The 17,761-nt window shown below is 71.7% G+C and carries 16 protein-coding genes; 5 read left to right on the top strand and 11 right to left on the bottom strand.

The genetic code is table 11. The features are described 5' to 3' along the window. Window positions 1-169: 169 nt before the first annotated feature. A complete protein-coding gene (gene aspS / locus ABZ478_RS12720) occupies window positions 170-1,933 on the top strand; it encodes an aspartate--tRNA ligase (RefSeq protein WP_359548104.1) in 1,764 nt (587 codons plus the stop codon). Between the two features lie 103 nt (window positions 1,934-2,036). Here aspS and ABZ478_RS12715 read toward each other — a convergent pair whose 3' ends face one another. After that, the gene (locus ABZ478_RS12715; protein WP_359548102.1) at window positions 2,037-2,393 is read right to left on the bottom strand and encodes an SH3 domain-containing protein; all 357 of its coding nucleotides are present in this window, start codon (window positions 2,391-2,393) and stop codon (window positions 2,037-2,039) included. A 382-nt stretch (window positions 2,394-2,775) separates the two neighbouring features. Between ABZ478_RS12715 and ABZ478_RS12710 the strand changes: the two genes are divergently transcribed. Then, window positions 2,776-3,483, top strand: coding sequence for a response regulator transcription factor (locus tag ABZ478_RS12710; protein ID WP_359548099.1), 708 nt, complete (start codon window positions 2,776-2,778; stop codon window positions 3,481-3,483). Next, the gene (locus ABZ478_RS12705) at window positions 3,480-5,096 is read left to right on the top strand and encodes an ATP-binding protein (protein WP_359548096.1); all 1,617 of its coding nucleotides are present in this window, start codon (window positions 3,480-3,482) and stop codon (window positions 5,094-5,096) included. The genes ABZ478_RS12710 and ABZ478_RS12705 overlap by 4 nt, the downstream gene beginning before the upstream one ends. A 229-nt stretch (window positions 5,097-5,325) precedes the next feature. Here ABZ478_RS12705 and ABZ478_RS12700 read toward each other — a convergent pair whose 3' ends face one another. The 9 genes from ABZ478_RS12700 to ABZ478_RS12660 form a co-directional block, all read right to left on the bottom strand. Beyond that, window positions 5,326-6,540, bottom strand: coding sequence for an ABC transporter permease (locus ABZ478_RS12700; RefSeq protein WP_359548094.1), 1,215 nt, complete (start codon window positions 6,538-6,540; stop codon window positions 5,326-5,328). After that, window positions 6,537-7,283: an ABC transporter ATP-binding protein gene (locus ABZ478_RS12695; protein WP_359548092.1), complete on the bottom strand. Its 747-nt coding sequence runs from the start codon at window positions 7,281-7,283 to the stop codon at window positions 6,537-6,539. The genes ABZ478_RS12700 and ABZ478_RS12695 overlap by 4 nt, the downstream gene beginning before the upstream one ends. Then, window positions 7,280-8,692, bottom strand: coding sequence for a peptidoglycan-binding domain-containing protein (locus tag ABZ478_RS12690; protein ID WP_359548090.1), 1,413 nt, complete (start codon window positions 8,690-8,692; stop codon window positions 7,280-7,282). The genes ABZ478_RS12695 and ABZ478_RS12690 overlap by 4 nt, the downstream gene beginning before the upstream one ends. Window positions 8,693-8,713: 21 nt before the next feature. Beyond that, window positions 8,714-9,295, bottom strand: coding sequence for a hypothetical protein (locus tag ABZ478_RS12685; protein ID WP_359548088.1), 582 nt, complete (start codon window positions 9,293-9,295; stop codon window positions 8,714-8,716). 110 nt (window positions 9,296-9,405) lie between these two features. Then, window positions 9,406-12,531 (bottom strand): VCBS repeat-containing protein, encoded by a 3,126-nt coding sequence (locus ABZ478_RS12680; protein ID WP_359548086.1) that lies wholly within the window; start codon window positions 12,529-12,531, stop codon window positions 9,406-9,408. 114 nt (window positions 12,532-12,645) lie between these two features. Continuing rightward, window positions 12,646-13,371, bottom strand: a complete 726-nt coding sequence (locus ABZ478_RS12675; RefSeq protein ID WP_359548083.1) for a hypothetical protein — start codon at window positions 13,369-13,371, stop codon at window positions 12,646-12,648. 56 nt (window positions 13,372-13,427) lie between these two features. Continuing rightward, on the bottom strand, window positions 13,428-13,685 hold the full coding sequence (locus ABZ478_RS12670) for a hypothetical protein (RefSeq protein ID WP_359548081.1): 258 nt from the start codon (window positions 13,683-13,685) through the stop codon (window positions 13,428-13,430). Next, a complete protein-coding gene (locus ABZ478_RS12665; RefSeq protein ID WP_359548078.1) occupies window positions 13,682-14,029 on the bottom strand; it encodes a hypothetical protein in 348 nt (115 codons plus the stop codon). The genes ABZ478_RS12670 and ABZ478_RS12665 overlap by 4 nt, the downstream gene beginning before the upstream one ends. Before the next feature lie 89 nt (window positions 14,030-14,118). Continuing rightward, entirely contained in the window at window positions 14,119-15,057 is a 939-nt protein-coding gene (locus tag ABZ478_RS12660; protein WP_359548076.1) for a helix-turn-helix domain-containing protein, read from the bottom strand. Window positions 15,058-15,520: 463 nt separating this feature from the next. Between ABZ478_RS12660 and ABZ478_RS12655 the strand changes: the two genes are divergently transcribed. Both ABZ478_RS12655 and ABZ478_RS12650 read left to right on the top strand, forming a co-directional pair. Beyond that, window positions 15,521-16,396, top strand: coding sequence for a helix-turn-helix transcriptional regulator (locus ABZ478_RS12655; protein WP_359548073.1), 876 nt, complete (start codon window positions 15,521-15,523; stop codon window positions 16,394-16,396). Next, window positions 16,393-16,602, top strand: a complete 210-nt coding sequence (locus ABZ478_RS12650) for a DUF397 domain-containing protein (RefSeq protein ID WP_359548071.1) — start codon at window positions 16,393-16,395, stop codon at window positions 16,600-16,602. Before ABZ478_RS12655 ends, ABZ478_RS12650 begins: the two co-directional genes overlap by 4 nt. Window positions 16,603-16,770: 168 nt before the next feature. Here ABZ478_RS12650 and ABZ478_RS12645 read toward each other — a convergent pair whose 3' ends face one another. Further along, on the bottom strand, window positions 16,771-17,712 hold the full coding sequence (locus ABZ478_RS12645) for a hypothetical protein (protein ID WP_359548069.1): 942 nt from the start codon (window positions 17,710-17,712) through the stop codon (window positions 16,771-16,773). Window positions 17,713-17,761: the final 49 nt, after the last annotated feature.

Here is a 17,761-nt window from a genome sequence, read left to right as displayed (position 1 = left end):
ATTTAAGGAGATGCGATCGATAACTGCCACCCTTGGCGGTCGCCGTAAATGATGGGGAGCCGATCTTGGCGTGCCCGGTACCCTTGACGGGTCCGGGCCCCGTGCCCGGCCCCCGCCGGGGCGGCAGTCCCGGCACTCATCACCCCACCACGAAGGACGATGAACGACGATGCATCGGTACAGGTCCCACACCTGCGGCCAGCTCCGCGCCTCTGACGTCGGCACCGACGTCCGGCTGAGTGGCTGGCTGCACAATCGGCGCGACCTGGGCGGCATCCTCTTCATCGATCTGCGCGACCACTACGGCATCACGCAGCTCGTGGCCCGTCCCGGCACGCCCTCGTACGAGGCCCTGGACAAGCTCTCCAAGGAGTCCACGGTCCGCGTCGACGGCCGCGTTGTTTCACGTGGAACCGAGAACGTGAACGCCGACCTGCCCACCGGTGAGATCGAGGTCGAGGTCTCCGAGGTCGAGCTGCTCGGCGCCGCGGCCCCGCTGCCCTTCACCATCAACGCCGAGGACGGGGTCAACGAGGAGCGGCGCCTGGAGTACCGCTTCCTGGACCTGCGTCGCGAGCGCATGCACCGCAACATCATGCTGCGCACGGCCGTGATCTCCGCGATCCGGCACAAGATGGTGGCGATGAACTTCAACGAGATGGCGACGCCGATCCTGTCCGCCACCTCGCCCGAGGGCGCCCGCGACTACGTCGTGCCCTCCCGGGTCCACCCCGGCAAGTTCTACGCGCTGCCGCAGGCCCCGCAGCAGTTCAAGCAGCTGCTGATGATCTCCGGCTTCGACCGCTACTTCCAGATCGCGCCCTGCTTCCGCGACGAGGACGCCCGCGCCGACCGCTCGCCGGGCGAGTTCTACCAGCTCGACGTCGAGATGAGCTTCGTCGAGCAGGAGGACGTCTTCCAGCCGATCGAGAAGCTCATGACGGAGCTGTTCGAGGAGTTCGGCGGCGGCCGCCACGTCACCTCCCCCTTCCCGCGGATCCCGTTCCGCGAGGCGATGCTGAAGTACGGCTCGGACAAGCCGGACCTGCGCGCCAAGCTGGAACTCGTCGACATCACCGACGTGTTCGAGGGCTCGGAGTTCAAGGCGTTCGCCGGCAAGCACGTGCGTGCGCTGCCGGTGCCGGCGGTCCAGGACCAGCCGCGCAAGTTCTTCGACCAGCTGGGTGACTTCGCCGTCTCGCTGGGCGCGAAGGGCCTGGCGTGGGTGCGTGTCGGCGAGGACGGCACGCTGTCCGGCCCGATCGCCAAGTTCCTCACCGAGGAGAACGTCGCCGAGCTGACCAAGCGCCTGTCGCTGGCGCCCGGCCACGCCATCTTCTTCGGCGCCGGCGAGTTCGACGAGGTCTCGAAGATCATGGGCGCCGTGCGGGTCGAGGCCGCCCGGCGCGCCGGGCACTTCGAGGAGAACGTCTTCCGCTTCTGCTGGATCGTCGACTTCCCGATGTACGAGAAGGACGAGGACACCGGCGCGATCGACTTCTCGCACAACCCGTTCTCGATGCCGCAGGGCGGCCTCGAGGCGCTGCAGACCCAGGACCCGCTGGACATCCTCGGTTGGCAGTACGACATCGTCTGCAACGGTGTCGAGCTGTCCTCCGGCGCCATCCGGAACCACGAGCCGGAGATCATGCTCAAGGCCTTCGAGATCGCGGGTTACGACCGCGAGACGGTCGAGGAGAAGTTCGCGGGCATGCTCCGTGCCTTCCGCTTCGGCGCCCCGCCGCACGGCGGAATCGCGCCCGGCGTGGACCGGATCGTCATGCTCCTCGCGGACGAGCCCAACATTCGCGAGACGATCTCCTTCCCGCTCAACGGCAACGCCCAGGACCTGATGATGGGCGCGCCGACCGAGCTGGACGAGACGCGCCTGCGCGAGCTGCACCTTTCCATCCGGAAGCCGCAGCCGAAGTAAATCAGCAGGCCGTTTCCGCGACGGCCAGGAGGGCGGCCCCCACAGGGGGGCCGCCCTTTTTTCTGCGGTGCTCGGATTCCTGTGCGGATTCCGTCCGGCGGTATCAGAATCCGCAGTACACCGAGCTGCCGTAGTCGCTCAGCAGGTCGTCGCGGATCCAGCCGTACACCCCCGTGCTGTCGTTGCGGGCGTACGTCCAGGTGTAGTCGCCCGCGACGGTGTAACAGTGGTAGTCCAGCCGCTGGGTGTTGTACGCGATCCCGTTGATCGCACAGCTGGTGCTGGAGCCGCTGCGCTCGTTGGCCCCGTCCGCCGTCTTGTTCCAGGCGCTTCCGTCCTTGTCCGCCACAGTCTTGCCGCAGGACGCGGCCGCCGAGGCCGGCGTGGTCGCCAGGGCGATCGGCAGGCTCGCGGCCACCGCCACGAGCGTGGGCAGAACGACTGCGAATCGACGCTTCATTGAACCCCCATCGTCGTTGTTCTTGTCGTTGTTGCTTTTCCTTTCGCGTCACCCGGGATCGTCCGGGTCCCGAGTGGCACTAGTACGATTCGGTGCCGGGCGGACTGAAGAAATGCTTCCGATAAGGGATGTCCGTTTCTGTTCGATGTGCGACCGAAAAGGCATGATGGGGGAATAAGCCATTCCTGTGCTGTTGTGTGACATGCGTACAACACTGAGCGGGGTCGCCGTTCGGCTCGAAATGTACGGCCGCCGGCTCATGGATCCGCGGATTCCGGAATTCCCATTACCGGCCCGCAGCGGATGAGAAAGTTCCGTATCCGCCCCTGATCAGTGCGGGTGCAAGCCGGTCCGGTGTGAAATCCCAGGCGAAGGAGTCGCGTTGACCGCTCGCATACTGGTGGCCGAGGACGACGTGAAACAGGCGCAACTCATCCGTATCTACCTGGAACGGGAGGGTCACGACGTCCAGCTCGTGGCCGACGGACGCTCCGCGATCGACCGCGCCCGCGCCTCCCGGCCGGACCTGATCGTCCTCGACGTGATGATGCCGGACGTCGACGGCCTCGACGTCTGCCGCATCCTGCGCATGGACTCCCGGGTGCCGATCCTGCTGCTGACCGCCCGCAGCACCGAGGAGGACCTGCTGCTCGGTCTCGACCTCGGGGCCGACGACTACATGACCAAGCCGTACAGCCCCCGCGAACTGACCGCACGGGTGAGAGCGCTGCTGCGCCGGGCGCGGGCCGCCGAGGGCGAACGGCCGGCCCTGCTCACGGTCGGCGACCTGGAGATCGACACCGCGCGCTTCGAGGTGCGGGTGGCCGGTGGGCCGGTGCCGCTCACGGGCAAGGAGTTCGCGATCCTGACCGTGCTCGCGGGCGAACCGGGGCGGGCCTTCACCCGTGCGCAGATCATCGACCGGGTCTTCGGGTTCGACCAGAACGTGCTGGAGCGCACCGTGGACGCGCATGTGATGAACCTGCGGCGGAAGCTGGAGCGGGGCCGCGACGGAACCCGGTACGTGGAGACCGTGTACGGGCGGGGCTACCGCCTGGCGACGCCGGCACCGGACGGCGGGACGCGGTGAGCTTCCGGCTCCGGGTGCTGGCCCTGCTGGCCCTCATCGCCCTGACCGCCACCGGAGCCACCGCCTGGCTGACGTTACGGCAGGCGACCAGCCAGGCACGGGACTCGGTGACCGCCGGACGCCAGGACGTGGCGCGGATCACCGGCGCCCTCCAGTCGTACGGCTTCCGGCACGGCACCTGGGACGGCGTGGCCCCCACCGTGCGGAAACTGGCGACGGACACCGGCCAGCGGATCCGGGTCGGCACCGAGACGGACGTCCTGCTCGCCGACTCCGACACCCTGGCCGGCCGCACCCCGCGCCCGGCCGGCGGACAGCCGCCCGTCCTCGTCGACCCCCGGCCCCGGCTGCGGCTGCCGGAGACCTCGGTGCCGCTCGCCTCGGTCAAGCGGACGGTGGCCGCGATCGCCGACTACCGGTCCGCCGTCACCTACGCCACCTGCCTGACCAGGGCCGGCGCACAGGTCACCGCCCGGACCGGGCGGACCGGCATCCCCCGGATCAGCACCGACCGGGACCAGGCGCAGTGCGTCCAGCCCGACCCCGGAGCCGACCCCCGGGCGGGGGAGGACCACGCGGCCGTCTCCCGCTGCTCCGGCGAACAGCGCCTCACCGCCTGTCTGCAGCGGGTCTTCAACGAACGGACCGCCACCCTCGCCCCGCCGCGCCTTCAGGTGGGGCTCGGCTTCCGGGGCGAGGCACCCGCCGGCCTGGCCGCCGCGCCCACCGTGGCGGTCGCCTCCGGTGTCGCCCTGGTCGCGGTGCTCGGCGCACTGCTGCTCAGCCGGGCGGTGCTGCGGCCGGTACGGGCCCTGACCTCGGCCGCCCGGGACCTCGGCGAGGGCGAGCTGGAGCGGCGGGTGCCGGTCTCCGGACGCGACGAGATGGCCGAGCTGGGCCGGGCGTTCAACCGCATGGCCCACTCGCTGCAGGCCGCCGAGGAACGCCAGCGCCGGCTCACCGCCGACATCGCCCACGAACTGCGCACCCCGCTCGCCAACGTGCGCGGCTACCTGGAGGCGCTGCGGGACGGCGTGGTCGAACCGACGCCCGAACTGCTGGACTCCCTGCACGAGGAGGCGATGCTGCAGCAGCGGATCGTCGACGACCTCCAGGATCTGGCGCTGGCCGAGGCGGGGGCGCTCACCTACCACCGGGCCGTCGTGGACCTCGGCGACCTGCTTGAGACCAGCCGCACCGCCCATCTGACCCAGGCGGAGGCGGCCGGCGTGACGCTGCGGACCGAGGCACCCCGTCCGGTACGGGTCCACGCCGACGCCGACCGGCTGCGGCAGGTGGTCGGCAACCTGGTCGGCAACGCGCTGCGGGCCACCGCGCCCGGGGGGACGGTGACCCTCTCGGCCGAGCGCCGGGGCGACACGGCGGTGCTCCTCGTCCGGGACACGGGCAAGGGGATCCCCGCGGAGCAACTGCCCCACCTCTTCGACCGCTTCTGGCGCGCGGACCCCGCCCGCGGCCGCACCACGGGAGGCAGCGGCCTCGGCCTCGCCATCACCCGCCAGATCGTCACCGACCACGACGGCACCATCGAGGCCACGAGCCGGGTGGGCACCGGGACCACGTTCACGGTGACGCTGGGGGCGGTGGGGTGAGCTGCGCGGCGCGGGGCCGGTGGCGGTCGGGTGCCCGTCGCCGTGTCCGTCGCGAAGGGAGACGGCGACCGGGTAACGAGGGACCGGCGGCTACCGGTAGCGAGCGACCGGCGGCCACCGGCCGGTGAGGGCCCGGCCCCCCAGCGGCAGGGGAACGGTGTCCGGTCGTCGAGGGGCCCGGCGGCCGGCCGGTGGCGAGAGACCGGTGGCCGGCCGCCGGCCCTCGCGCTCACGGTCCCGCCAGCGCCTCCGTAGGGGTCAGGCGGCCCGCCCGGACCGCTGGGTACAGGCCTGCCAGGGCTCCGATGAGGAGGGTGACGGCGACGCCCGCCGCCGTCGCCCAGACCGGGACCTGGGTCGGCCAGCCCCGCACCGACGCGAAGACCGCGGTGATCGCCGTGCCCAGCACCGTGCCGCCCAGGCCGCCCAGCGCCGACAGCAGCAGTGACTCCGAGACGAACTGGCCCCGGATCTGCCCGCTCGTGGCGCCCAGCGCCCGGCGCAGTCCGATCTCCGGGCGGCGTTCCAGGACCGAGATCACCATGGTGTTGCCCACCCCGACCCCGCCCACCAGCAGGGCCACCGAACCGAGGCCGAGCAGCAGCCCGGTCAGCGTTGACTCGGTGGCCTCCCGGGCGGCCAGCGCGTCGGAGGGCCGGGAGACCAGCACGGCGTTCGGCTTCTCCGGGTTGGCCGACGCCGCGAGCACCCCCCGCACCTGGGACACCCGGTCGTCACGGGCGCGTACGTACACCGTCGACGGATGGCCGTCGAAGCCCAGGTACGTCCGGGCCGCCTGCCAGCCGACCAGCGCCGAACCGTCGATCTCCGGCGCGAGCGGTACCGGTTCCAGGACACCGACCAGGGAGAACCACTTGCCGCCGAGCCAGAGCCGGGTGCCCGGCGTGTAGACGTCGAGCCGGCGGGCGGCCTGCGCGCCGAGCACCACCGCCGGGTACTCCTGGGTCGCCTCGGTCAGCCACCGCCCGGCCCGCACCTCGCCGCCGACCGCGGGCAGCAGTTCCGCCCCGGCCGCGGCCACCTCCACGCTGCCGGTACGCCCCACGGGGATGTGCTCGTTGCGGTAGACCGCCGCGTCCTTGACCTCTCCGGTCGCCGCGACCTGGTCCACCGGCCCGATCCGCCGGATCATCGGCACCGCCTCCTCGGGCAGCCGGGTCGCCGTGCCGTCCGGCGTCCGCCCCGGGGCGACCCGCAGCATGTTGGTGCCCAGCGCGTCCAGCCGGCGGTCCACCTCCGCCCGGCTGGAGGACGAGATGCCGACCACGGCGACCATCGCGGCCACCCCGATCGCGATCCCCAGCGCGGACAGGAAGACGCGCAGCGGCCGGGTGCGCAGTCCGGTGCCGCCGAGCCGCAGGAAGTCGGCGGGCCGCAGCCGGGCCGGCCGGAGCGTGTCCCCGCCCGCGGTGCCCGGCCTCATCGCCGGTCCCCCGTACCCGCCGTGGCCGTGCGCGGGCCGCTGCCGCTGTCGGCCACGACGCGTCCGTCCCTCATCTCCACCCTGCGGTCGAACACCTCCGCCATCTCCCGGTCGTGCGTGATGACGACGACCGTGGTGCCGGCGGTGTGCAGTTCCCGCAGCAGCGCCAGCACCGCGGCCCCGGAGGCCGAGTCGAGGTTGCCGGTCGGCTCGTCGGCGAGCAGCAGCGCCGGTTCACCGATCACCGCGCGGGCCACCGCGGCCCGCTGCCGCTCGCCGCCGGAGAGTTGGTGCGGGAGGTGGCCGAGCCGGTGGTCGAGCCCGACGCGGGTCAGCGCCCGCGCGGCCCGGCGCCGGCGTTCCCGCAGCGGGACCCCGGTGTACAGCAGGCCGTCGGCGACCGTGTCGAGCACGGGCACCCCGACCGCGAGGTGGAACTGCTGGAACACGAACCCGACGCGCTGCGCGCGCAGCGCGGACAGTTCCCGGTCGGAGAGGCCGGCGACCTCGTACCCGTCGATGACGATGCGCCCGGCCGACGGCCTGTCCAGGGTGCCCATCAGATGCAGCATGGTCGACTTGCCCGACCCGGACGGGCCCACGACGCACGCGAGTTCGCCGTGCCGGATGGTCAGGTCGACGTCCGCCACGGCCCTGACGCCCCCGGCGTACGTCTTGGAGACGCCCGCGAACTCGACCACCGGGGCGACGGGGGCGGCGTACTCGACGTCCTCCGGGGTCACTTGGGGATCCTCACCTTCATGCCCTCGCGCACGCCCGGACCGCTGACCTCCACCTTGCCCCCGGCGAACAGCCCCGTCCGCACCGGGACGAAGCGTCCCGGGCCGCCGGCGTCCCCGCCCTTGCCGCCGCCTTCGGGGCCGTCGTCGGCGAGTTCCAGGCCGTAACCGCCCTCGGCGAGCGCGGTCAGCGCGGCGACCGGCACGGTGAGGACGTCCTTGCGCTGCTTCTGCGTGTACCGGACGGTGACCGGCCCGCTCTGCAGCCGGCCCAGGGAGCCCTGGTCGTCGAAGGTGATCACGACGGAGACGGTCGCCGGCTTGCCGTCCGAACCACCGCCGGAACCCCCGTCCGTTCCACCGCCGTCACCTCCGCCGTCACCCGCGCCCGCGCCGTCACCGCCCCCGCCGGACGCCGACGAGGCGTCCGAGCCCAGGCTGGCGACGGTCCCCTTGACCGAGCGGCCGTCGGGCAGGTCCACGGTGACCTCGCCGCCGCGTCGTGCCCAGTCCGTGCCGGCGGCCGGAGCGCTGACCGTCACCATGCGGGAGGTACTGGTGTAGCTGACCTGACCGCCGGCGGCCTCGTCCCCGACGCGGGCACTGGTGCCCGCGACCCGTACCGGGCCGGGCGCGTACACGACGTCGCCGGCACCGACCCGGCCGGTCTGCGGCAGCCCGAGGTGCTTCTGCCAGCGCTTGACGGCGTTCGCGGTCAGCTCGGTGTACGACTCGTCGACGGTGAAGCCCGAGTAGCCGAGGGCGCTGAGGTTGCTCTCGAACTGCTTGACGTCCATGCCGTGCAGGGGCGCCGCCGCGGCGGCGCCCGGGCGGGTGACCGAGGCGGACGGGGTGGCCCCGGCCGGGGACTTGCCGCCCGCCGGGCCGCCGCCGGCGGCCGTCCCGTCGCCCGCCGCCGTCCCGTCGCCCGCCGCCGCGGCATCCGGGCGCTCCGGCTCCACGACCCCCAGCTCCCGGTACATCGGCAGACCGCCGTAAAGCAGGACCACGGGACGGTCGTCGGCCCGCATCACCGTCTGACCGCGCCGCAGGGTGGTCCCGGTGGCCGGCAGCCAGGTCACCGTGCCCTTCGCCTTGACCGGGAAGGGAACCTGCGGGCCGTGGCCGAGCTGCCCGTCGACCTCGGTCTGGTCGGTGAGGGTGGTCCGCGTGACGTGTACGACCTGGCTGCTGCGGCCCGGTGCCGCGTCGTCGTCCGAGCCGCCGCCCCCGCCGAGGCCCAGGGCACCGACGACGCTGACGCCCGTCACGACGAGGAAGCCGGCCGCGACGAGAGCGAGCCTGTTCCGCCGGCGTGCGGCGGCCCGGTCGGGCCCGAAGCCCCCGCCCGTGTCCCCAAGGCCCGCGGGGGCCGCCGCTCCCGCCACCGGCTCGTGGTGTCCGTCCTTCATGACGTCCACGGCACCGGCCCGTCAGCCCTGGGCCGAGGGCGCGTCGGTGGGCACGCCGATGACGGAGGCGCACGCGCGCGTGGCCCGCTTGGCGCCCGCGGACGTGGAGTCCCAGGTGACGTCACGGAAGTGGCCGCCGGAGTCCGTGTCCGGGAAGTCGGCGGCGCCGTGCTCCTGCATGCACTTGGCGTACTTCTGGTTCTTCCGGATCTCCGCCTTGGACAGCTCGGGCTGCTGGGCCTTCTCGACGCTCTCCGGGACGGGCACGCTGAGGTCCGCGCACTTCTCCTGTGCCTTGAGGGCCTTGGGGTCGCGCTTCCACTTGGACTGGTCGCCGAGGTCCACCTTGCCCGCGGCGTCCGGGTCGGGCGCGTCGAGCCCGGCGCCGCGCAGGCACTCGACCCACTTGCGCTGGGCGTCGACGTACTCGGTCAGCTCGCTCGACGCGTTCTTGGAGGCGCCGGCGCCCGCCTTGCCGCCGCCCGCCGAGGCGACCTCCCCGCCGCTGTCGCCGTCACCGCCGCAGCCGGCGACGCCCACCACGGCCGCCACCGCCACCCCGACCAGCCAGGTCCGCGTCCCGAACCGCCGCCGCGCACTCATCACCGTGTCCCCTTCACGCCGTCGCCGCCCGGCCTGTTCCGGCCGGGCGGCGACGAATGTAGATCCGGGGTGATGAAGGACCTGTGAAGAAGCCGTCAAGAACTGTTCCGTCAGGACAGGGACTTGTAGCCGCTCCATCCGGTGGCGATCTTCGTGCGGGACCCGAAGGAGCCCTTGCCGTCGCCGCTGTTGCGCCAGACGTTGCCGCTGCTGTCGCGCGAGACGAGGTCCGCCCTGCCGTCGTCGGTGAGGTCGCCCACGCCGACCACGGCGTTGTAGGAGGCGCCCCAGTCGCCGAACACCTTGGCGCGGGCCGCGAAGGTGCCGTCGCCCTTGCCGTTGTAGCGGTAGAGGGTGTTGGCCTTGTCCTGCGCGAGCAGGTCGCCGATGCCGTCGCCGTTGAGGTCGCCGGCGCCGATGATCTTCTTGTAGCCCTTCCAGTCGTCGTACAGCTTCACGCGGGACGACAGCTTGCCGGTGCTGGTGCCCTTGTAGAGGTAGACGGCGCCGGTGGAGGCGTTGCGGGTGATCAGGTCCGGGCGTCCGTCGCCGCTGACGTCACCGGGCGAGGTCAGCACGTCGTACTGGGTCCAGCCGCTGCTCGCGAGGGTGGTGTACGACGTCGACGGCTTGACGGCCGCGTTGCGGCCCGGCTTGTACAGCCGCAGCGCCCCGCTGCTGTAGCGCACCAGGACGTCGTTGCAGCGGTCGCCGCTCAGGTCGCCGAAGGGGACGGCCTTGACGGTGGTGGCCCAGCCGGTGCCGGTGGTCTTGTCGCCGAACTTGCCGGTTCCGGTGCCGTACTGGAAGGTCAGACCGCCGGAGGAGTTCAGGGTGAGCAGGTCGCCCCGGCCGTCCGGGCCGTCCACGCTGCCGAAGTCGTGCCGCACGGCAGATCCGCGGGTCAGGAAACCCTCGCCGGAGGCCACGGTGTCCGCCGTGCCGGCGCCGACGCCGGTCGCCTTCAGGGCCCAGCGGAATTCACCGTTGGGGAACGGGGTGCCGCCGGACGTCTTCCCGTCCCAGTTCACCGACACCTGGGACGAGGTCGCCCCGCCGGTGAAGGTACGGGTGCCACGGGCGGTCGCACCGCTCTGCACCGAGGTGAAGGTCAGGGACCAGGAGGTGACCGGGCGGGACAGCGTCACCTGGGTCCAGTGGGGCGTCGAGCCGGGCTCCACGTAGCTCTCGGTCTCCGTGCCGACGGACGTCACGGCCGACGGGGTGACACCGGTGGTGGCGATGTGCGTGCGCTGGTAGAGGTCGGTCCAGGCGACCAGGCCCGTGTACTCGTCCACGGTCCACCGGAAGCGGCGGTCCACGGCGAGGCCCGGCTCCTGGACGCCGGTGGCGACCACCCGGGTGGCGCCGGTGGCCGCCCCGGTCAGCACCAGGGTGCCGGCGGAGTGGTCGTGACGGACCGTGAAGCCGTCGCCGAGCAGCACGTCGCCGCCGGTCACCGCACGGGAGGTGGCCGCCTTGGTGTCGTAGACACCGGCGGAACCGTCGCCGCACGCCCAGTACACCCAGCGGCCCGCCGCCTGCAGCTCCTTCGGCACGCAGCCGAGGCCCGGCACGGTCACCGTGGCGAGGGTGCGGTCCTCGGTGAGGCTGTACGAGGTGAGCTTGCCGGCGGTGGTGGCGCTCCACAGGGTGGAGCCGTTCAGCGCGGCGGCGCGAACCGAGCGCTTCAGCTTCTGGCCCTGCCCGAACTCACCGACGTACTGCGCCGGGGAGGCGCCGCCGGAGTCGTACACCGCGTAGCCGTCGGAGACGTCGACGATCGTGCCGCCCGCGGTGTGGAACTCCAGGTAGCCACTGGACCATTCGTCACCGATGGCGACCAGCCGGTCCGCGTTCTCCAGGCCGCTGCCGCCCTCGTCGCCGTCGTAGTAGGTGCCGAGGAAGACGTCCTCGGGGTCGGTGCCGCTGTTGCCCCACAGCATCGAGCAGCCGGCGCCCTGGTACGGGCACGCGGAGGTGACCGAGTCACCGGTAGTCGGCTCGGACGCGGTCAGTGCGGTGCCGCCGTCGGTGGTCAGCGTGCGCACCGTGGTGGTGTCCGAGGTGCTGCCGGGCTTGTCCTCGGCGACGCGCAGGCTGCCTCGGCTGAGCGCGTAGCCCGTCTTGGCGTTCTCCACGGCCGGGACCTGGGCCACCTTCTCCGGGCTCGGCGAGCCGTCCTGCGCCTGGCCGACGCGCCGCACCCACCAGTCGGCCGGGCCGGTGCCGCCGGTGACGAGGGCGCCGCCACCGGAGGCGTGGACCGCGTACTCGCCGGCCTTGGCCAGCAGGGTGTGCGACGAGCCGTCCGCGAGGGACACGGCGGTCAGCTCGCTGGTTCCGGTGCCGGTGTGCAGGGGCAGCAGCAGCCAGTCCCCGGTGAGGACCGGGCCGCCGTCCAGGGTGGCGCCGGGCGCCGGCAGGTCGAGCACCTGCTCGGTGCCGCCCGGGTCGGTGCGCGGCTGCAGGTGCAGGTCGCCTGAGGAGGAGTCGTACCAGCCGGTGCGGTCCTCGCTCTGGACGGTGACGGGGCGGGCGCCCACGTCGGTGAAGGCCCGGGTGGCGACGGCCGTGTCGATGTCGAGGTAGTAGAGGCTCGTGCCCACCTTGACCAGCGCGCCGTGTGCGTCCGCGGCGGTGATCGCGCCGGAAGTGACGCTCACCGAGGACGGCTGGATGGCGCGGGCGCGCCACTGGCCGTCCACGCGGTCGATCAGGTCGCGCTCGGTGACGACGGTCTTCCCGGCGAGACCCCGGTACGCCGTGGCGGCCGTGAAGGACGACGTCGTCCGCGTCTTGGGGTCCCAGAGTGTGACGATCTTGTCCGAGACGGTCGACGGCAGCGCGACCAGGTCGGCGTCCGAGCCGTAGTAGGCCGTCGGGCAGGTCGTCGAACCCAGGTTGGCGCACGATCCGACCGGCGTGTAGACGCCGTCCTCGGTGCCCACGACCGCGGTCGTGCCGTCGCCGTAGTCCGTCCACAGCAGCCCGGGGACCCCGCTCGCCCGGTGCAGGAACCCGCTCTGCCCGGCGACGAGCGGCCGGTCGGTGCGCGGGTAGGCGGAGGAGCCGGGGTGGCTCAGTGTGATCTCGGTGGTGTCTGTCGCCGGGCCGGCCGGGTCGGCGGAGGCGCCGCTCTCCGGCAGTACGGCCGCGGACACGGCCGCCACGGCGATCGCGAACGAGGAGACGGCCGCGGCCATGCCGCGCCGTCTCAGGGCGTGTCTGCCCACGTGAGGTCCCTCCCCGCGAGGGCCCCCGCCCTCGCCAAGTGAGCGGACTTTACCAGCGCTTTTACCGTTGTTGACGAGGAGGGTGACCGGTCGAGCACCGGCACCCGGATCGGATCACGTGTCGGTGCCCGTGCCCGTGTCCATGTCCGTGTCCGGGCCGGGATCCTCCCCGGTGTCCGGGTACGCGCCGTCCTCCATCAGCCGCTCGGCGATGTCGTCGGACCAGTGCTGGGCCCAGGCGCGCAGGGCGAGGATCTGCGGTTCGTCCAGGCCGTACCGGAGGAAGTCGGCGTCGGCGTAGAAGTCCGTGCCGGTGAGCCGGGACTGGAGGGTGGTCAGGTCGAAGGGGTCGTGGGCGTGGCGGCGGCCCAGTTCCTCCAGGCGGGGCAGGGAGAACCGGGCGGCGGCGCCCCGCGCGTCGACGAGGTCGACGGCCGCTCCCCGGTCGTACAGCGCGCGGATCTTCGTACCGACCGCGTCCTCCAGTGACAGGGCCGGTCCGTACTCGGTCAGCTCGGGCGGCTGCCAGAACGCTTCCTTGTGCAGCGCGAGGGCGATGGGCTCCCCGCTGGGCGGATCGGTGACGGTCAGCTGCGCGGTGAGCGGGGTGACGGCCCCGACCCGCACCCGGCGCCCGCGCGCCTCAAGCGCCGCATCGACGCCGGCCACGATCCGCTCCATGGCCTTGGGGCTCTCGGTGGCGAAGTCGACGTTGGCGTGCGGACGGGACACCAGGCCGTGCGCCTGCACGGCATGACCGCCGGCGAGCACCAGCGCATACGGGCTGCCTGCACCGAGAACGTCCGCTAGAAGTCGCCGCTGAGGGTCGGAAGGGGTCACGGCATCCGTACTTTGCCAGATGGGGGGCGGGATGGTGGGGCGCCCCGCCCGGGACCTCAGAAGCCCAGGTAGGTGATCTGGACGACGTAGACCCGCTCGCTGCGCACGACGACCTGGTACGTGAACATGCCGCCGGGGACGATGACGTCCCCGCCCTTGGGGTCGTCCTCTCGATGGGTCCGCCCGTCGAGATGGAGCGCCTCGGCGGCCCGGACCAGTTCGTCCGCCTTCCTTGTCACGCCGGCGAGGAACTCGCGGGGAGCGGTGCGGGCGGCTTTCTCCGCCCCGAAGGCGTACTCCCACTTCCAGCTCACGCGCGTACTGCCTCCATGGCCTCGTCCAGGACGGCGCTCAGCTCTCGCAGGGCCTCCTGCGCGGCGTCGGGATCCCTGTGCTCCACGTTCCTCTTCGCGACGGCGTGGCGCGCCGACAGATCAGGACGGCGGGCGATCTCGATGTCCCGGGCCCAGGCGAGGACCCAGCTCCGCACCGGGCTCAGGGACTGCCACTCCACAGCCTTGGCGAAGGCCTCGTCCTTCGTGGTCTGCATCTCCTCCAGACGACCGGGATCGACGACGGCGAGAGCCGCGCGCAGGGCGTCAGGGGTCTGCTCGGGACGTGGGATCAGCTCGTGTCCGTGATCGGCCTGGGTGCTCATGGTGTCCTCCACAGGGTGCCCTGGCCAGGGTATCCGGACGGGACCACGGAGCGGCCGGACCGGAACCGGGGCGCGATGAGAACGGCCGCTCACGGTCGGGCCCGCACGGCGAGGGGCATCCCGCCGGTGTCGGTGTCGGCCGACACGCACCCCTGGCAGTTCTGTGGATCGGGGCCCCGGTAGCCGCGGTCGCAGGTGTCGCAGTTGCGGAGTGGATGGCGGACGGACGGGGCCGGTTCGGGGGCGCGGAACGGTGGCGGGGGTGGGAGCTGGGTGGTGAGGCGGTGGGCCAGGAGGGCGGCCGGGCGGCGCAGGGGCTCCGGTGGCAGGTCGCTGGTCAGGGCGTGGCGCACGGCGGTGGGGGTGAGGTCCCGCTCCAGCCAGGCGACGACGCCCGGGGCGAGGTGTTCCGTGTCGGTGGCGGAGAGGAGCAGGCGGGGGTCCGTGCGGCGCAGGCCGGCGAGGATCTCGGTGGCTGTCCGGAGGAGCGCGGGGTAGGTGGTCGCGGGCTTCGGTACGGCGGGGAGGGCGCGGCGGCGCGCGGGATCCTGTTGCGGGGTGGTGGCGGCGCGGCGGGCCGGGGGCCCGGTCGGTGCCGCCTCGGACGTGTCGCGGTCGCGGTGTCGGCCGGGCTGGTTGCAGGAGACGGTGCGGGTGACGATCCGGCCGGTCTCGGTGCGCTCGCGGGTGCGGTGCAGGTAGCCGTGCGCCTCCAACTCCCGCAGAGCGGAGGCGATCCGGGTCGTGCCCTCGGGGAAGCGGGCGGCGAGGGTCCTGATGTCGACCGGGGCGCCGGTGGGCAGCGACTGGATGTGCACCGCCAGCCCGATGGCCAGACCCGACAACTCGGGGTGCTGGGCCAGGTGGTTGCCGATCACCGTGAAGCGGGTGGTGTGGCGGGTGTTGTCGTGGATGACGCCGCCGGGACGCGCGTTCGCGTGCGGGCGGTGCGTGCCCCGGCGCGGGTGGTTTTTGCCGCCGTTACGGGACTGGGCGCGCGGGCGCGCGCTACTGTTTTGGGTATCCATCGGGAAGGTGCTTTCTTCCTTGGTGGTCAGGCCCTCGCACTGGGATTGCCGTCCCTGCGGGGGCCGTTGCATGTTCCGGGTCGTGCCGTGCCGCGTGGTGTTGCGCTGAGCGTAGGGCAGACAACCGGTGCCGAATCCAGCGCAGTTGGTGATGTTCACTCGCGGGAGTGATCGTGCGCCGTGGGCGGGAGGGGGTGGGGCTTGGTGCGGTTTCTTTCCCTCTGGAGTTCCTTGGGGAAGGCCGCCGACGGCACCGGAACCCAGGTGCTCGTGTTCCGGTGCGTGTGCCGTTTCCGCAGGTCAGGGTCGCGGTGGGTCGAGTCCCGCCCGTACGGTTTCAGTGCCGGCGCCGGTACGCACGGTGACTGTCCGGGGCTTGTCGGCCGTTGTCCGGGCTGTCCGAACCGGCCCCATGGGTAGCGGCGTTGCGGCACGTGCACAGCGGTACGACGGAGGGTGCGGGATGTCGGAGGACGGCGAGGTGCGCCAGCTCGGGGCCGAGGCGGATGGGCCGGGGTGGGAGGTGGACCCGGAGGACGAGTGGGGAGTGGCCGTCATCACCACGGTGGGGCGCCAGTTGCGGCTGCGGCGGGAGGCGGTGGGACTGCGGGCCGGTGAGTTCGCGACGGCGGTCGGGTACGGAGAGGACCTGGTCTACAAGGTCGAGGGCGGGAAGCGGATTCCCCGGCAGGAGTACCTGGACAAGGCCGACGAGGTGTTGGACGCGGGCGGGCTCATCGCGGCGGCCTGGGAGGACGTGAAGAAGGTCCGGTATCCGAGGAAGGTTCGGGAACTGGCCAAGTTGGAGGCGCAGGCCGTAGAGGTCGGTGTCTACGAAAGTAACGGTATCAACGGCCTGTTGCAGGTGGCCGACCATGCGAGAGCCCTGTTCGAGGCCATGCAACCTCCGTACTCGCCGGACGAGGTGGAGCGCATGGTGGCCGCGCGCATGGCTCGTGCGTCGATCTACGAGCGTACGCCTGCCCCCGCGCTCAGCTTCGTCCTGGAAGAGGCGGCTCTGCGCCGTCCGATCGGGGGCACAATGGTGTGGCGCCAGCAACTCGAACGTCTGTTGGACTTAGGCAGGCTGCACAACGTCGTCCTTCAGGTGATGCCGTTGAACTGCGAGACTCACTCCGGTATGGACGGCAAGATCGAGCTGCTGAAGTTCGCGGATGGTTCAGCGGTGGGCCGCTCCGATGGTGCGTTCGGCGGTCGGGCGATCTCCGATCCCAAACACCTGCGCATCCTTGAGCTGCGGTATGGCACCATCCGGGCCCAGGCGCTCTCCCCACGGGAGTCGCTGGCCTTCATCGATCAACTGCTGGGAGAGAAATGATCCGCAAGACCACCGCTCGGGACACCTCCGAGCTGGCGTGGTTCAAGAGCAGCTACAGCAGCGGCAACGACGGCAACTCCTGCGTTGAGCTGGCCCTCACCCCCGGCACGGTGCACGTCCGCGACTCCAAGAACATAGGAGGCCCCCAGCTTGCGTTGGCCCCGGAGGCGTGGGCCGACTTCGTGGCGCACGCCTCGGGAAGCTGAGCGGCCCGGGATTACGAGGGAGTCGCGGGGCAGGCGTCGCCCGGGTCCGCGGTGGCCCGCTGGTCCTCGGCGAAGAGGTGACCTCGCCTCGCGCCTCACCCTTGGCCCACGCTTTGAGGTAGGCCTCCTCCATCACCGTGCCCCGGCTGGGGAAGAAGTTGATGAACGTCATGACCCTCCTTCTCCGCACGTGGCCTCGGGCACCTCGGACTCTTCTACGAACAGGTCCTCCGCCCGCAAGACCGTACCCGCCCTGTCCAGCCATTTGGCGACGCGGTCGGGGTCGGTGCAGGAGGTGATGCGCTTTCGGGCGTCGTCCGAGACTGGGATGCCGCGTACCTCTAGGACTCGCAGAACTCCCTTGGCCTCGCCTTCGGCTTTGCCTTCGGCCTTGCCTTCGGCCTTGCCCTCCAGGTACGTCTCCTCGAAGAGGGTTCCCCGACCGGGGAAGTAGGTGGCGACCATCTTCTGCAGACCTTTCCATGTCTCTCTGGCCGGAGTGTCCTCCAGGCCTACTTCCACGAACTCGCACCAGTACTTCGCTGTGGCCTTGTCGAAGCTCCGCATCCCGCGGGCCAGCAAGCCCAGTATGGCGTCGATGCTCTTGCTCTCGCTGTGCACGATGGCAGAGATTGTCGCCATCGCCGGCGACTCGACGACCATTGACGCATCGGTGATCTCCGGGACGTTGTGCGGCCCCAGAACGAACGGGCGTGTCACCTGCGTGGCCCACGGGCCGACACGGCTTTCGAACGGTCCGGCCGCCCACCTGGAGGTCGGTTTGTTCTTGCAGACCGCAACCAGCAGTACCGGGACCTCGAATTTCGCATGCAGGTACGCCACGTAGTACGCCCAGCTGATCCCCTTGTTCGGGGCTCGACTGGTCTGTGCCTCGATGGCGACCATGAAACGGTCTCCCTCGGAGGGCTCGACTTTCAGCACGGTGTCCACTCGGCGTTCCATGGGACGGATTTCCGTGGCGTCGGGGGACATCGCCTCGATGATCGATTTGGCTGGAGGCGGCAGGCCCAGGGCCTCGAAGACGGGGGCGAGGACCTCGGGGTGTTCCTGGAAGATCCGGTGTGAGGCCTCGTGTGTCGATGTGACCATGCGGTCAACGTAAACGGGTCGAGAGACAGGGCTTTCCGCACCGGGGCTG

Origin of the sequence: Streptomyces sp. NPDC005706 (assembly GCF_040631045.1) — a bacterium.
In the GTDB taxonomy this organism is placed as follows: Bacteria; Actinomycetota; Actinomycetes; order Streptomycetales; family Streptomycetaceae; genus Streptomyces.
The sequence above is the reverse complement of the archived record's forward strand: the minus strand, read 5'-3'. Positions and strand labels throughout refer to the sequence as shown.

Excerpts from the sequence above, each read along its gene's own strand:
- aspS (WP_359548104.1), top strand. The coding sequence starts at position 170 with ATGCATCGGTACAGGTCCCACACCTGCGGCCAGCTCCGCGCCTCTGAC.
- ABZ478_RS12715 (WP_359548102.1), bottom strand. The coding sequence starts at position 2,393 with ATGAAGCGTCGATTCGCAGTCGTTCTGCCCACGCTCGTGGCGGTGGCC.
- ABZ478_RS12700 (WP_359548094.1), bottom strand. The coding sequence starts at position 6,540 with ATGAGGCCGGGCACCGCGGGCGGGGACACGCTCCGGCCGGCCCGGCTG.
- ABZ478_RS12690 (WP_359548090.1), bottom strand. The coding sequence starts at position 8,692 with ATGAAGGACGGACACCACGAGCCGGTGGCGGGAGCGGCGGCCCCCGCG.
- ABZ478_RS12685 (WP_359548088.1), bottom strand. The coding sequence starts at position 9,295 with ATGAGTGCGCGGCGGCGGTTCGGGACGCGGACCTGGCTGGTCGGGGTG.
- ABZ478_RS12665 (WP_359548078.1), bottom strand. The coding sequence starts at position 14,029 with ATGAGCACCCAGGCCGATCACGGACACGAGCTGATCCCACGTCCCGAG.
- ABZ478_RS12660 (WP_359548076.1), bottom strand. The coding sequence starts at position 15,057 with ATGGATACCCAAAACAGTAGCGCGCGCCCGCGCGCCCAGTCCCGTAAC.
- ABZ478_RS12655 (WP_359548073.1), top strand. The coding sequence starts at position 15,521 with ATGTCGGAGGACGGCGAGGTGCGCCAGCTCGGGGCCGAGGCGGATGGG.
- ABZ478_RS12650 (WP_359548071.1), top strand. The coding sequence starts at position 16,393 with ATGATCCGCAAGACCACCGCTCGGGACACCTCCGAGCTGGCGTGGTTC.
- ABZ478_RS12645 (WP_359548069.1), bottom strand. The coding sequence starts at position 17,712 with ATGGTCACATCGACACACGAGGCCTCACACCGGATCTTCCAGGAACAC.